This window comes from Pseudomonas sp. 3MA1 (genome assembly GCF_029237275.1).
Lineage (GTDB): Bacteria > Pseudomonadota > Gammaproteobacteria > Pseudomonadales > Pseudomonadaceae > Aquipseudomonas > Aquipseudomonas fluorescens_AP.
Genome location: NZ_JAACFX010000002.1, coordinates 516,005 through 529,236 on the forward strand (window position 1 = coordinate 516,005; position 13,232 = coordinate 529,236).

The 13,232-nt window shown below is 64.3% G+C and carries 10 protein-coding genes; 6 read left to right on the top strand and 4 right to left on the bottom strand.

The features are described from left to right. Positions 1-77: 77 nt before the first annotated feature. Complete coding sequence (locus tag GWQ44_RS07520) at positions 78-1,469, bottom strand: L-cystine transporter (RefSeq protein ID WP_047306515.1); 1,392 nt, start codon at positions 1,467-1,469, stop codon at positions 78-80. Positions 1,470-1,711: 242 nt separating this feature from the next. Here GWQ44_RS07520 and GWQ44_RS07525 point away from each other — a divergent pair, with 242 nt between their 5' ends. From GWQ44_RS07525 to GWQ44_RS07540, 4 genes are all read left to right on the top strand, one after another. Continuing rightward, entirely contained in the window at positions 1,712-2,767 is a 1,056-nt protein-coding gene (locus tag GWQ44_RS07525) for a hypothetical protein (protein WP_047306514.1), read from the top strand. A gap of 216 nt (positions 2,768-2,983) precedes the next feature. After that, positions 2,984-4,384 (top strand): MBOAT family O-acyltransferase, encoded by a 1,401-nt coding sequence (locus GWQ44_RS07530; protein WP_047306541.1) that lies wholly within the window; start codon positions 2,984-2,986, stop codon positions 4,382-4,384. Continuing rightward, positions 4,371-5,513 carry an SGNH family hydrolase gene (locus GWQ44_RS07535; protein ID WP_275926968.1) on the top strand — a complete coding sequence of 381 codons (1,143 nt, stop codon included), beginning with the start codon at positions 4,371-4,373 and terminating at the stop codon, positions 5,511-5,513. The genes GWQ44_RS07530 and GWQ44_RS07535 overlap by 14 nt, the downstream gene beginning before the upstream one ends. A gap of 1 nt (position 5,514) precedes the next feature. After that, a complete protein-coding gene (locus GWQ44_RS07540; RefSeq protein ID WP_253128508.1) occupies positions 5,515-6,738 on the top strand; it encodes an SGNH/GDSL hydrolase family protein in 1,224 nt (407 codons plus the stop codon). A gap of 238 nt (positions 6,739-6,976) precedes the next feature. Here the strand turns inward: GWQ44_RS07540 and ilvD are convergent, their stop codons facing one another. Beyond that, the gene (ilvD, locus tag GWQ44_RS07545) at positions 6,977-8,818 is read right to left on the bottom strand and encodes a dihydroxy-acid dehydratase (protein WP_047289772.1); all 1,842 of its coding nucleotides are present in this window, start codon (positions 8,816-8,818) and stop codon (positions 6,977-6,979) included. Positions 8,819-9,130: 312 nt separating this feature from the next. On the opposite strand from ilvD, the gene GWQ44_RS07550 reads away from it, so the two are divergent. Beyond that, positions 9,131-9,697 (top strand): hypothetical protein, encoded by a 567-nt coding sequence (locus tag GWQ44_RS07550; RefSeq protein ID WP_047306511.1) that lies wholly within the window; start codon positions 9,131-9,133, stop codon positions 9,695-9,697. Here the strand turns inward: GWQ44_RS07550 and GWQ44_RS07555 are convergent. Next, complete coding sequence (locus GWQ44_RS07555) at positions 9,679-10,869, bottom strand: MFS transporter (protein ID WP_047306510.1); 1,191 nt, start codon at positions 10,867-10,869, stop codon at positions 9,679-9,681. The genes GWQ44_RS07550 and GWQ44_RS07555 overlap by 19 nt on opposite strands. Positions 10,870-10,983: 114 nt before the next feature. Continuing rightward, on the bottom strand, positions 10,984-12,180 hold the full coding sequence (locus GWQ44_RS07560) for a class I SAM-dependent rRNA methyltransferase (protein WP_016963549.1): 1,197 nt from the start codon (positions 12,178-12,180) through the stop codon (positions 10,984-10,986). Between the two features lie 214 nt (positions 12,181-12,394). On the opposite strand from GWQ44_RS07560, the gene GWQ44_RS07565 reads away from it, so the two are divergent. Further along, positions 12,395-13,207 (top strand): HDOD domain-containing protein, encoded by an 813-nt coding sequence (locus GWQ44_RS07565; protein ID WP_177435120.1) that lies wholly within the window; start codon positions 12,395-12,397, stop codon positions 13,205-13,207. The last annotated feature ends 25 nt before the right edge of the window (positions 13,208-13,232 follow it).

Genomic DNA, 13,232 nt, shown 5'->3' on the forward strand with positions numbered 1-13,232 from the left:
AGCTTCAAGTTTCAAGCTGCAAGCAAGAGCCCGTCGGCTTCTGCTTGCAGCTTGTAGCTGGCGGCTTGTAGCTGCTTTTACGCGTGCTCCAGCTCCGAATGTTCATCGGCGTCCAGCAAGGCCTTGTCGGTCTGCTGCATCACCTGGCTGGTGATGGCCCCGGCGGTCATCGAGCCGCTGACGTTCAGCGCGGTGCGGCCCATGTCGATCAGCGGCTCCACGGAAATCAGCAGCGCCACCAGCGACACCGGCAAGCCCATGGCCGGTAGCACGATCAGCGCGGCGAAGGTCGCGCCGCCACCCACGCCCGCCACACCGGCAGAACTCAAGGTCACGATGGCCACCAGGGTGGCGATCCACAGCGGGTCCAGCGGGTTGATGCCCACGGTGGGGGCGACCATCACCGCCAGCATCGCCGGGTACAGGCCGGCGCAGCCGTTCTGGCCGATGGTGGCGCCGAACGAGGCGGCAAAGCTGGCGATGGACTGGGGAATGCCCAGGCGCCGGGTCTGGGCCTCGATGCTCAGGGGAATGCTCGCGGCGCTGGAGCGGCTGGTGAAGGCGAAGGTCAGCACCGGCCAGACCTTGCGGAAGAAGCGCAGCGGGTTGATCCCGGCCAGGGCCACCAGCAGGCCGTGGACCACGAACATCAGGCCCAGGCCGAGGTAGGACACCACCACGAAACTGCCGAGCTTGATGATGTCCTGCAGGTTGGAGCCGGCCACCACCTTGGTCATCAGCGCCAGTACGCCGTAGGGGGTGAGCTTCATCACCAGGCGCACCAGGCGCATCACCCAGGCTTGCAGGGTGTCGATGGCGTTGAGCACTTTCTGGCCCTTGTCGGCGTCATCCTTGAGCAGTTGCAGGGCCGCGACACCGAGGAAGGCGGCGAAGATCACCACGCTGATGATCGAGGTCGGCTTGGCCCGGGCCAGGTCGGCGAAAGGGTTCTGCGGGATGAACGACAGCAGCAGCTGCGGCACGTTGAGGTCGGCGACCTTGCCCGCGTAATCGCTCTGGATCACTTGCAGGCGGGCCATTTCCTGGGTGCCGGCCACCAGCCCTTCGGCCGTCAGGCCGAACAGGTTGGTCAGGCCGATGCCCACCAGCGCCGCGATGGCGGTGGTGAACAGCAGGGTGCCGATGGTCAGGAAGCTGATCTTGCCCAGGGACGAGGCGTTGTGCAGGCGGGCCACGGCGCTGAGGATCGAGGCGAACACCAGGGGGATCACGATCATTTGCAGCAATTGCACGTAGCCATTGCCCACCAGATCAAACCAGCCGATGGAGGCCTTGAGCACCGGATGGCCGGCGCCGTAAAGGCTGTGCAGGGCGGTGCCGAACACCACGCCCAGGACCAGGGCCAGCAGGACCTTCTTGGCCAGGCTCCAGGTGGTGTGGCGGGTTTGTGCCAGGCCCAGCAGCAGGGCCAGGAACACCAGCAGGTTGAGGATCAGCGGCAGATTCATTGAGGCTCCGATAAGACGTGTGCCAATCGCGGCTCGGGGCGATTGCGAACCGGCAAGCCTAACAGCTTGAAATCTAATGAATTAATAACGATATCGCATGGCAACTGTCGTTTTTGGAATAAGCCGCTGACGCTCAGGCGCATGTGGCTGGCGCTCTCGGGATGCAAGCGGTCGCGTGGAGACGAGAACTGTCACAGGGATTTGTTAGCGTCGAAGGCTTTCACTCAGGGAGAAAACCGTCGATGAAACTCGCACCGAAATTGCTCGCAGTCGCACTCTGCCTGGGCCTCGCCGGCCAGGCCCTGGCCACCGAGTTGAAGCATTGGCCCGCCGAACAGGCCAAGCAGCTGGACGCGATGATCGCGGCCAACGCCCACAAGGGCAACTTCGCGGTGTTCGACATGGACAACACCAGCTACCGCTATGACCTGGAAGAGTCCCTGCTGCCCTTCATGGAAAACAAGGGCCTGATCACCCGCGACACCCTCGACCCGTCGCTCAAGCTGATCCCGTTCAAGGACACCGCCGAGCACAAGGAAAGCCTGTTCAGCTACTACTACCGCCTGTGTGAAATCGACGACATGGTCTGCTACCCCTGGGTCGCCCAGGTGTTCTCCGGCTTCACCCTCAAGGAGCTCAAGGGCTACGTCGACGAGCTGATGGCCTCCGGCAAGCCGGTGCCGAGCACCTATTACGACGGTGACGTGGTCAAGACCATCGAGGTCAACCCGCCCAAGGTCTTCACCGGCCAGGCCGAGCTGTACAACAAGCTGATGGAGAACGGCATCGAGGTCTACGTGATGACCGCCGCCTCCGAAGAGCTGGTGCGCATGGTCGCCGCCGATCCCAAGTACGGCTACAACGTCAAGCCGCAGAACGTGATTGGCGTGACCACCCTGCTCAAGGACCGCAAGACCGGGGCCCTGACCACCGCGCGCAAACAGATCACCGACGGCAAGTACGACGAGCAGGCCAACCTCGGCCTGGAACTGACGCCGTACCTGTGGACCCCGGCCACCTGGATGGCGGGCAAGCACGCGGCGATCCTGACCTACATCGACGAGTGGAAGAAACCGGTGCTGGTGGGCGGCGACACCCCGACCAGCGACGGCTACATGCTGTTTCATGGGGTGGACGTGGCCAAGGGTGGCATCCACCTGTGGATCAACCGCAAGGACAAGTACATGACCCAGCTCAACGGCATGATGGCCAAGCATGCCGCGGCCCAGGCCAAGGAAGGCCTGCCGGTGACCGCCGACAAGAACTGGGTGATCGTCAAGCCTGAAGACATCCAGTAACCCGCCAGCGGACCGCCGCCGGCGAACAGGGCTAGCGCCTTCGCCGGCCAACCGGGCACCTGTCGCACGCTGACGGTGCCGGTTGCGGCAATATGCCGATAATGTTTCAACTTGTGACTGCCAAACCCCCTCTGCCATAATCGCGCCCGTTTCCTGTCCCCCGCCTGCTCTCCCTTGTGCCGGGTTTGTCCCCGATTGCACGTAATGGACTACGTTGTGAGCTATCTCTCGATCGAATTCGGCCTCTGTTTCATCCTGTTCTTCGTTCTGTATTGGGGCCTGGGCTTCAGCCTGCGTTTGCAGAATGCGCTGTTGCTGGCCGCCAGCTACGCGATCCTCGCCAGCTTCAGCCTGAACTTCCTCTATATCCTGCTGGGCTACACGGCCCTGGTGTACCTGCTCGGCCTGTTGAGCCAGCGATATCCCGGCAGGGGCTGGGTCAATGGCCTGATGCTGTTGCTGGTGCTGGGGGCCTTCTACCTGTTCAAGTACCAGGACTTCTTCACCAGCACGGTGCAGAACGCCTTCGCCCAGTTTGGCGTCGAAGTGTCGCTACCGCTGCTGGAGGTGCTGCTGCCAGTGGGGCTGTCGTTCTATGCCTTCCACTCGGTCAGCTACCTGGTGTCGATCAACCGCCGTGAGCTGACCCCGGGCTCGCCCTTCGACCTGGCGCTGTACCTGGCCTTCTTCCCCAGCCTGATCGCCGGCCCGGTGAACCGGGCGATCCCGATGCTGGAGCAGATCAACCCGCCGCAGTTGCGCCAGGTGCTGGAGCCGCAACGGGCCCTGGGCCTGATCGCGGTGGCGGTGGTCAAGCTGTTCTTCCTCAGCTCCTGGCTGGCCAACGAGTGGGTCGACCCGGTGTTCGACAGCCCGGTGGCCTTCTCGGCCGAGCAGATCCTGCGGGCGGTCTACGGTTATTCGTTCCTGATCTACTTCAACTTCAGCGGCTACACCGACCTGGTGACCGGCATCGCCCTGTTGCTGGGCTTCCGCCTGCCGCTGAACTTCAACTACCCCTATGCCGCGCGCAATCTCAAGGAGTTCTGGGGACGCTGGCACATCAGCCTGTCGACCTTCATCCGTGACTACGTGTACATCCCCCTGGGGGGCAACCGCGGGCCGGTGTGGCGCGGCAACCTGAACATGCTGCTGGCGATGCTGATTTCCGGCTTGTGGCACGGCGCCAGCGCCAACTTCATCATCTGGGGCGCGCTGCATGGCGTGGGCCTGGCGCTGTACAAGTTCTGCAGCCCGCTGCTGGCCCGGGGGCCGAGCTGGATCGGTTCGGACCTGGCGGCCCGTCTGCTGACCTTTCACTACGTGGCTTTTGCCTGGATCTTCTTCCGCTGCGCGACCTTGTCCGATGCCATGGACATGCTCAGCGGCCTGGGCGGCCTGTCTTTCGCCGGGTTGGCTGGCAGCGCCCTGAGCCTGCTGGGCTGCCTGCTGTTCGTCGCCTTCTACCCACGGATCGTGGCGCTGCTGCAGCGCCTGTTCGCCGCCGCCACCAGCTTGCCGTGGCTGTTCTATCCGGTGCCGTTGGGGCTGTTCATCTGCGTGGTCATCTTCGCCTCACCGTCGGGCGTGCCGGGGTTCATTTATGCCAGCTTCTAACCGTTCGCCCTTGTCGGTCAGCCTCGGCAGCGCGGCCAAGGTCTTCTACGCCCTGGTGGTGACCAGCCTGTTGCTGGTGTGGTTCAACCAGCAGTCGATCCGTCTCTACTGCCAGCAGAAGTACCACGATGACTGCGAGATCCCTGGGCTGTCGCAGAACCCGCAGTGGCGCTATGGCGCCCAGCTCAACCAGGCCCTGGAGAATGCCCGGGTGGCGTTTGTCGGCAGCTTTGCCGCCACCGCCGACCTGACGGTGGCCCAGGCCGAAGCGGCGGTGGACGATGAGCCGGAACCCCTGCCGAAGCTGGCCGCCGCGCCGGTGCCGGAGCATCCGCCGCTGAGCGCCGCCCATGCCGCCCCCGCCCATGCCGCTGCGCAGGCCCCGGCCCCGGTTGCCCCGCAGCCGGTGACCGTGGCTCCGGCGCTCAGCCATGGGCCCAAGGTCCAGCAGCCAGGCATGGCGCCGCTGATGGCCAGTCTGGCCACCGGCGACGAGGTGTTCTTTGTCGGTGACTCGCTGATGCAGGGCGTGGCGCCGCACATGGCCAACACCCTGCGCAAGCGCTACAACGTCAAGAGCCTGAACCTCAGCAAACAGAGCACCGGCCTTGCCTATCCGAGCTTTTTCAACTGGCCCAAGACCGTTGAAAGCACCCTGGCCAGCAACCCGAATATCCGCCTGATGGTGATCTTCCTCGGTCCCAACGACCCGTGGGACATGCCGGTGGCCAAGGGCAAGCCGTTCCTGCGCTTCAAGACCCCGGACTGGGAAGAGGCCTATCGCCAGCGCATCGATTCGATCCTCGACACCGCCCAGGCCCACAATGTGCAAGTGATCTGGGTCGGCCCGCCGAACATGGAGAAGCCCAAGCTGTCCACGGCCATGGCTTACCTGAGCGACCTGTACAAGAGCCAGATCGAGCGTTATCAGCAGCATTTCGTCTCGGCCAACGAGATTCTCGGCTACCAGAACGACGAGTTTTCCTATTACCGCACCACCGGCGACGGCAAGAAGGTCAAGACCCGGGTCGATGACGGTATTCATTTCACCACCACTGGGCAGAAGCTGATCGCTGAGCGCGTGATCTCGCTGATCAACTTCCCCAGCCAACAATTGACGGAGCACTGATATGGGGCGACTGCAAGGCATTGCGCTGTTGCTGGGCATCACCTTGCTGAGCAGTTGCAGCCCGACCACCGAGGTCCAGGCCACTCCGGCCTCGGCCCTGGCCCGGTCCGGGAGCGGAACCAAGAAAGTCGTGACCACTGGCACCGACCCGAACCTGGCACTGCTGGCGCGCAAGTTCAGTACCTCCGACCGCACGCCGATCAACATCGTGCAACTGGGTGACTCCCATACCGCCGCCGACCTGTTCAGCGGCGAGATGCGCCGCCTGCTGCAAGCGCAGTACGGCGATGGCGGCATTGGTTTCGTGGCGGCCACACCGGTGCCCGGCACCCGCTATGAGCGGGTGATCCTGGGGGCGGCCAAGCGCCAGTGGTCCCTGGTGTCGGCGCGCAACCAGCAGAGCAACCAGTTCCCCCTGGGCGGTTACCTGTCGCTGCCCATGACCCCGGGAGCCCGGGTGCATATCGCCGAGCGCCAGCCGAGCAACCAGCAGTACCGGATTTCCGCGCTGTACCAGGCGTCCAGCAACAGCACCCTGACCGCCAGGGACAACCTCAACAAGAGCAGCCGCATGCTGGCCGCTACTGGTGGCCAGTGGCGCTTCAGTCCACCGTTCAACAACCTGACCCTGCCCCTGGACCTGAACGTGGCCAACAACCAGGGCCTGGCCCTGGGCGGCTGGAACATCCTCGGGCAGAAGAGCGCCGGGGTGATCTATTCCGCCCTGGGCATCAATGGCGCGCGTCTGGACGTGCTGGACAAGTGGCAGCCCGGCTGGCTGGAAACCCTCAAGGCCCTGCGCCCGGACATGGTGGTGCTGGCCTACGGCACCAACGAAGCCTTTGATGACGACCTGGACCTGCAGCTGTACCGCAGCCAGTTGCAGGAAAAGGTCAGGCTGTTGCGCAAGAACCTGCCCAAGACCGTGATCCTGCTGGTGGGTCCGCCGGATTCCATCAAGCGCCGCAATGCCGGCAGCTGCGCGGCTTCCCAGCCGCAACCGCTGCGGCAGATCGTGCAGATCCAGAAGGACGTGGCGAAGACCAGCCGCACCCTGTTCTGGGACTGGCAGGCGTTCATGGGCGGCGATTGCTCCATCAGCAAATGGCAGGGCAGCGACCTGGCGCGTAACGACCTGGTGCACCTGACCGCCGACGGCTACCGCAAGAGCGCCGATGGCCTGTACCGCTTCCTGCGCGGGCAGTTGGGCGAACGCATGCCCTGAGCCCCGGCCCCGGCTTCCCGAATGCTGCCGTAGGAGCTGGCTTGCCAGCGAAGGCGTCCGCAAGGGCGATGCACGGTTTAATGGCCCATTCGCCGGCAAGCCGGCTCCTACGGTGGCGGCGCCAGCACTCTGAATGCTGCTGTAGGAGCTGGCTTGCTAGCGAAGGCGTCCGCCAGGGCGATGCAAGGTCAAAAAAATGCCCCGCACTTGGCGGGGCATTTTCATTTACGGGTGACGATCACAGGCCGTCGAGCATGGCCTTGTTGCGCACCGCGCCCTTGTCGGCACTGGTGGCCAGCAGGGCGTAGGCCTTCAGCGCGGTGGTCACTTTGCGTGGGCGCGCTTCCACTGGCTTCCAGCCTTTTTTGTCCTGCTCGACCCGGCGCGCCGCCAGCTCCTCATCGCTGACCAACAGGTTGATCGAGCGGTTGGGAATGTCGATCAGTACCTTGTCGCCGTCCTGTACCAGGCCGATGGCGCCGCCGGCCGCCGCTTCAGGCGAGGCGTGGCCGATGGACAGGCCCGAGGTGCCGCCGGAGAAGCGGCCGTCGGTGAGCAGGGCGCAGGCTTTGCCCAGGCCCTTGGACTTCAGGTAGGAGGTCGGATAGAGCATTTCCTGCATGCCCGGGCCGCCTTTCGGGCCTTCGTAACGGATGATCACGATGTCGCCTTCTTTCACTTCGTCGGCGAGGATGCCGCGCACGGCGCTGTCCTGGCTTTCGAAGATCTTGGCGTTGCCTTCGAACACGTGGATCGACTCGTCGACACCGGCGGTCTTCACCACGCAGCCGTCCAGGGCGATGTTGCCGTAGAGCACGGCCAGGCCGCCCTCCTTGGAATAGGCGTGTTCGACGCTGCGGATGCAGCCGTTTTCACGGTCGTCGTCGAGGCTGTCCCAACGGGTCGACTGGCTGAAGGCGGTCTGGGTCGGGATGCCCGCCGGGCCGGCCTTGAAGAAGTGATGCACGGCCTCATCCGTGGTCTGGGTGATGTCCCACTGGGCGATGCCTTCGGCCAGGGTCTTGCTGTGCACGGTGGGCAGGTCGGTGTGCAGCAGGCCGCCACGGGCCAGCTCGCCGAGGATGCTGAAGATGCCCCCGGCGCGGTGCACGTCTTCCATGTGGTACTTCTGGATGTTCGGCGCCACCTTGCACAGCTGCGGCACGTGGCGCGACAGGCGATCGATGTCCCGCAGGTCGAAGTCGATCTCGGCTTCCTGGGCGGCGGCCAGCAGGTGCAGGATGGTGTTGGTGGAACCGCCCATGGCGATGTCCAGGGTCATGGCGTTCTCGAACGCCTTGAAGTTGGCGATATTGCGCGGCAGCACCGACTCGTCGTTGTCGCCGTAGTAGCGCTGGCACAGCTCGACGATGGTGCGCCCGGCCCGCAGGAACAGCTCTTCGCGGTCGCTGTGGGTGGCCAGGGTCGAACCGTTGCCCGGCAGGGCCAGGCCCAGAGCTTCGGTCAGGCAGTTCATGGAGTTGGCGGTGAACATGCCGGAGCACGAACCGCAGGTCGGGCAGGCGCTGCGCTCGTACTCGGCAACCTTCTCGTCAGAAGCGCTGGAGTCGGCGGCGATGACCATGGCGTCCACCAGGTCCAGGCCGTGGCTGGCGAGCTTGGTCTTGCCGGCTTCCATCGGGCCGCCGGAAACGAAGATCACCGGGATGTTCAGGCGCAGGGCGGCCATCAGCATGCCGGGGGTGATCTTGTCGCAGTTGGAGATGCAGACGATGGCGTCGGCGCAGTGGGCGTTGACCATGTACTCCACGGAGTCGGCGATGATCTCGCGGCTCGGCAGGGAATACAGCATGCCGTCGTGGCCCATGGCGATGCCGTCGTCCACGGCAATGGTGTTGAATTCCTTGGCCACGCCACCGGCGCGTTCGATCTCGCGGGCCACCAGCTGACCCAGGTCCTTCAGGTGCACGTGCCCCGGGACGAACTGGGTGAAGGAGTTGGCAATGGCGATGATCGGCTTCTTGAAGTCGGCATCTTTCATCCCCGTGGCGCGCCACAGGGCGCGAGCACCGGCCATGTTGCGGCCGTGGGTGGATGTTTTCGAGCGGTAATCAGGCATGGAGCACTCCGGGCGGCTAATCAGGGAACAAGTGGGGAGTGAGCTTCTATTGACCTTGGGAACACTCAGAAATGGCCGTGTGTCCGAAAGCTGCCGATGACGTCGCGGGATCGCCACGCGCCTCAGCCTGAGCTCATAAACCCGCCGGGGGATGACTGGCGATGAATTCGCCGATTCTACACCGCTGGCGTCAGGAAGGAATGCCGTGGCCGCTCTGCGGCGTGCGATTGCCTGGATATCGCCGAGCGCTGCCCGCACGCCGGCTCCTGGTTTAGACTCGCGGCCCCTCGATCACCATCCAATGGAGCTGGAATGTCCGCGAACATGCGATCCCTGAGGTTTTACCTGGGCATTGGCCTGCTGCAAGGGCTGCTGCTGATGTGGCTGGTGCTCCATAGCGACTGGCCCGGCAGCGCCATGGCCGTGGTGGGCGCGGCCCTGTTGGCGGGCGGCGGCTTCGTGCAATTGCTGGCCGGGCAGCGGCGCCAGTGGCGCACCTGGAAGGCCGCGCTGCTGCTGACCTTTGCGGCGGCGGTGGTGGTGCAGGCCTGCAGTGAGTTGCCCTTCACCCGCGGGGTGATCTACAGCGTGGTGGCGTTCCTGCTGCTGATGACGCTGCTCAGCGCCAGCTGGCTGCCGGGAGGTGACGGTTTTAAACGACGGCTGCTGGGGGACGGAGCCTGGATGCTGGTGGCTCTTGGCGCTGCGTGGCTGGTGCAGGCGTTGTTCGATTTCTGGACCCGCGAGCAGCATCTGGATCCGTTCAAGAGCGGGTTTTTGTCCTTGCGCTACTTCACTGGCCCGCCCCTGGCGTTTTCCTTCCTGCTGTACCTCAGGGATTTGTGCCGTCTGCGCGATCTTCAGACGCAAGCGTCCTGATAGCGACGATTGACCAGGCTGTTCAGGCCCAGGGCAATGGCACTCAGCCCCAGGAAGCACAGCCCCAGCGCCATCACCAGGTTGCTGGCGCTCAGGTTGATGAACGCGCTGATCAGGCCGCCAGAGACAAAGATCAGCATGTTGCCCGCCGAAGCCGAGGTTCCGGCGTTGTGCGGGAAGATCCCCATGGCCCGCGAGGTCGCCACCGGGCGGGTGATGGTGGTGCCGGCGGTGCAGACGATCATCGGCACCAGGACCGTGGCAACGGACAGCTCGAACCGCTGCAACAGCAGCATCAGCAGGCCGGACAGGGCGATCAGCCCCAGCCCGGTGACGATCTGGGTGCTGGCCTGCAGGTAGCGGTTCATCACCCCGGCGCCGGCACCACCCACCACATAGGCCGCGCCATACAGCAGCAGCGCCAGGGCGTACTGGTAGGGCGTGAGCTGCAACTGCTCCATGAAAATCAGCGGTGAAATGACGATGAACGAAAAATGGCAGGCGAAGGCCAGCGCCGAGATCAGCCAGTAGCCGACGAACGACAGGTCGGCAAACACCAGCCGGTAGGCCGCGAGGATGTTCCTCTGGCGCGTCGCCGTGCCTGGGGTGTTCTCCAGCAGGACCCAGGCCTTGAGGATGACCAGCAGGCCGAGGCCGACGAACACCCCGAAGCTGCCCTGCCAGCCCAGGAGGGACTGCAGCCAGGTGCCCAGCAGCGGTGACAGGGAAATGAAGATGCCGCTGGCGGTGACCAGGGCGATGCGCAGGCGCTCCTGCTGGCGGCCGACGAACAGGTCCTGCACCAGCGCCTGGGACAGCACGAAGCAGCCGCAACCCACGGCCTGAACCACGCGAAACAGCAGGAACCACCGGTACTCGGTGGCGGCCATGCAGCCCAGCGCTCCGGCGATGGCCACGGCCATGCCTGCCAGTAGCAGCTTCTTGCGCCCCAGGGAGTCTGACAGCGGCCCGACCACCATCAGGGAAAACGACAAGCCAATGGCGAACAGGCTGACGGACAGCGCGATATCGGCGCTGGAGGTATTGAAGCGTTCGGCCAGGGCGGGAAAGGAGGGGAGGATCACGTCCAGCGGGAAGACCCCGAGCAGGGTCATGGTCAGCAGCAGAATGACCGCCGAGGTCTTGTTCGGGGTGGCGGGGGAGTGGCCCATGGTGCGGTGCTCTCGGTCCTTGAGAAGCTGCCGAGAATCGAGTCGTGGCCGTGCAAAGTCAATCGAGGGCGACGGCCCTTCCCGCGCTGGGCGGGAAGGGCCGTCGGCCCGGGCTCAGCTGTTGGGCAGCAGGCGGCAGGTGATGCTCTTGATGTAGCGGGTTTCCGGGATGGCCGGGTGCACCGGGTGATCCGGGCCCTGGCCGCCGCGTTCCAGCAGCTGGATGTTGCGGTCCAGGTGACGGGCGCTGGTCAGCAGGATGTTCTGCAGATCGTCCTCGGGCAGGTGCATCGAGCACGAAGCGCTGACCAGGATGCCGTCCTTGCTCAAGAGGCGCATGGCCTGTTCGTTGAGGCGGCGGTAGGCGCCTTCGCCGTTCTTCAGGTCTTTCTTGCGTTTGATGAAGGCGGGCGGGTCGGCAACGATCACGTCAAAGCGCTCTTCGGCGGCCTTCAGCTCTTTCAGGGCTTCGAACACATCGCCTTCGACGCAGGTGACTTTCTCGGCAATGCCATTGAGCGCGGCGTTGCGCTCCACGCCGTCGAGGGCAAAGCCCGAGGCGTCGACGCAGAACACTTCACTGGCGCCGAACACCCCGGCCTGCACGCCCCAGCCACCGATGTAGCTGAACAGGTCCAGTACCCGCTTGCCCTTGGCGTAAGGCGCCAGGCGTGCGCGGTTCATGCGGTGGTCGTAGAACCAGCCGGTCTTCTGGCCTTCCATCACCGGGGCTTCGAACTTCACGCCGTTCTCTTCCAGGGCGACCCACTCCGGCACCAGGCCGAACACGGTTTCGACGTAGCGGCCCAGGCCTTCGGCGTCGCGGGCGGCGGAGTCGTTCTTGAACAGGATGCCGCTGGGCTTGAGCACCTGGACCAGGGCAGCGATCACGTCGTCCTTGTGCTGTTCCATGGTGGCCGAGGCCAGCTGGACCACCAGGATGTCGCCGAACCGATCGACCACCAGGCCCGGCAGCAGGTCGGAATCGCCGTACACCAGGCGGTAGAACGGCTTGTCGAACAGGCGCTCGCGCAGGGACAGGGCCACGTTCAGGCGATGCACCAGCAGCGACTTGTCCAGGGCCAGCTTGGCATCGCGCGACAGCAGGCGGGCGCAGATCAGGTTGTTCGGGCTCATGGCCACCACGCCCAGGGGCTTGCCGCCGGCGGCTTCCAGCACCGCCTGGTCGCCTGCCTTGAAGCCATGCAGAGGGGTGGCGGCTACATCGATTTCGTTGCTGTAGACCCACAGGTGGCCGGCGCGCAGGCGGCGATCGGCGTTGGCTTTGAGGCGCAGGCTTGGCAGGGACATGACGTCGCTCCGGAAAAAAGGGCGCGATTATACCTTGCTGCGCAACTTCAGCGACGGCCAATGGACCTGCGGCTAAAGGCGCAGGTTAAAGTTCCTGTCCGTTCGCCCAACATTGGCCCGTTAGGGGTTAGAATCGCCGCCTCAGCCAGAGTGTGTACTTATGTCCCAAGAGCTATCAGCCGAACAGATTCAGCAGGCCCTGCAAGGCATCAGCGTGCCGCCTCAACCGCAAATCATGGTGGATTTGCAGATGGAGCAGTACATGCCCGATCCCGATCTGGAGGTGATCGCCAAGCTGATCTCCCAGGATCCTGGCCTGTCTGGGGCGTTGCTGAAGATCGTCAATTCACCGTATTACGGGCTGAGCAACAAGATCGCTTCGATCCAGCGCGCGGTGAACCTCTTGGGCAGCCGCTCGATCATCAACCTGATCAATGCGCAGTCGATCAAGGGCGAGATGAGCGATGAAACCATCGTCACCCTCAACCGCTTCTGGGACACCGCCCAGGATGTTGCCATGACCTGCCTGACCCTGGCCAAGCGCACCGGCTCGCAAGCGGTGGACGAAGCCTACGCCCTGGGGCTGTTCCATGATTGCGGCGTGCCGCTGATGCTCAAGCGCTTCCCCGACTACATGGCGGTGCTGGAAGAAGCCTACGGCAGCGCCGGACCGGAGCGGCGGGTGGTGGACACGGAAAACCGTGCCTTCAACACCAATCACGCAGTGGTCGGCTACTACACCGCCAAGTCCTGGCGCCTGCCGGAACACGTGACCAACGCCATCGCCAATCACCACAATGCCCTGGCGATCTTCAGCGACGAGTCGTCGCGCAACAGCCAGCTGAAGAACCTGCTGGCGATCCTGAAGATGGCCGAGCACATCTGTGCCTCGTATCGAGTGCTGGGCAACCAGACCCAGGACTTGGAGTGGAACAGCATCGGCCACCTGATTCTCGATTACGTCGGTCTGTCGGACTACGACTTCGAGAACCTCAAGGAAACCGTGCGCGAGCTGGGCGCACACTGACTGTTCATATCGCGATGAGTGCCTG

Excerpts from the sequence above, each read along its gene's own strand:
- GWQ44_RS07520 (WP_047306515.1), bottom strand. The coding sequence starts at position 1,469 with ATGAATCTGCCGCTGATCCTCAACCTGCTGGTGTTCCTGGCCCTGCTG.
- GWQ44_RS07525 (WP_047306514.1), top strand. The coding sequence starts at position 1,712 with ATGAAACTCGCACCGAAATTGCTCGCAGTCGCACTCTGCCTGGGCCTC.
- GWQ44_RS07535 (WP_275926968.1), top strand. The coding sequence starts at position 4,371 with ATGCCAGCTTCTAACCGTTCGCCCTTGTCGGTCAGCCTCGGCAGCGCG.
- GWQ44_RS07540 (WP_253128508.1), top strand. The coding sequence starts at position 5,515 with ATGGGGCGACTGCAAGGCATTGCGCTGTTGCTGGGCATCACCTTGCTG.
- ilvD (WP_047289772.1), bottom strand. The coding sequence starts at position 8,818 with ATGCCTGATTACCGCTCGAAAACATCCACCCACGGCCGCAACATGGCC.
- GWQ44_RS07550 (WP_047306511.1), top strand. The coding sequence starts at position 9,131 with ATGTCCGCGAACATGCGATCCCTGAGGTTTTACCTGGGCATTGGCCTG.
- GWQ44_RS07555 (WP_047306510.1), bottom strand. The coding sequence starts at position 10,869 with ATGGGCCACTCCCCCGCCACCCCGAACAAGACCTCGGCGGTCATTCTG.
- GWQ44_RS07560 (WP_016963549.1), bottom strand. The coding sequence starts at position 12,180 with ATGTCCCTGCCAAGCCTGCGCCTCAAAGCCAACGCCGATCGCCGCCTG.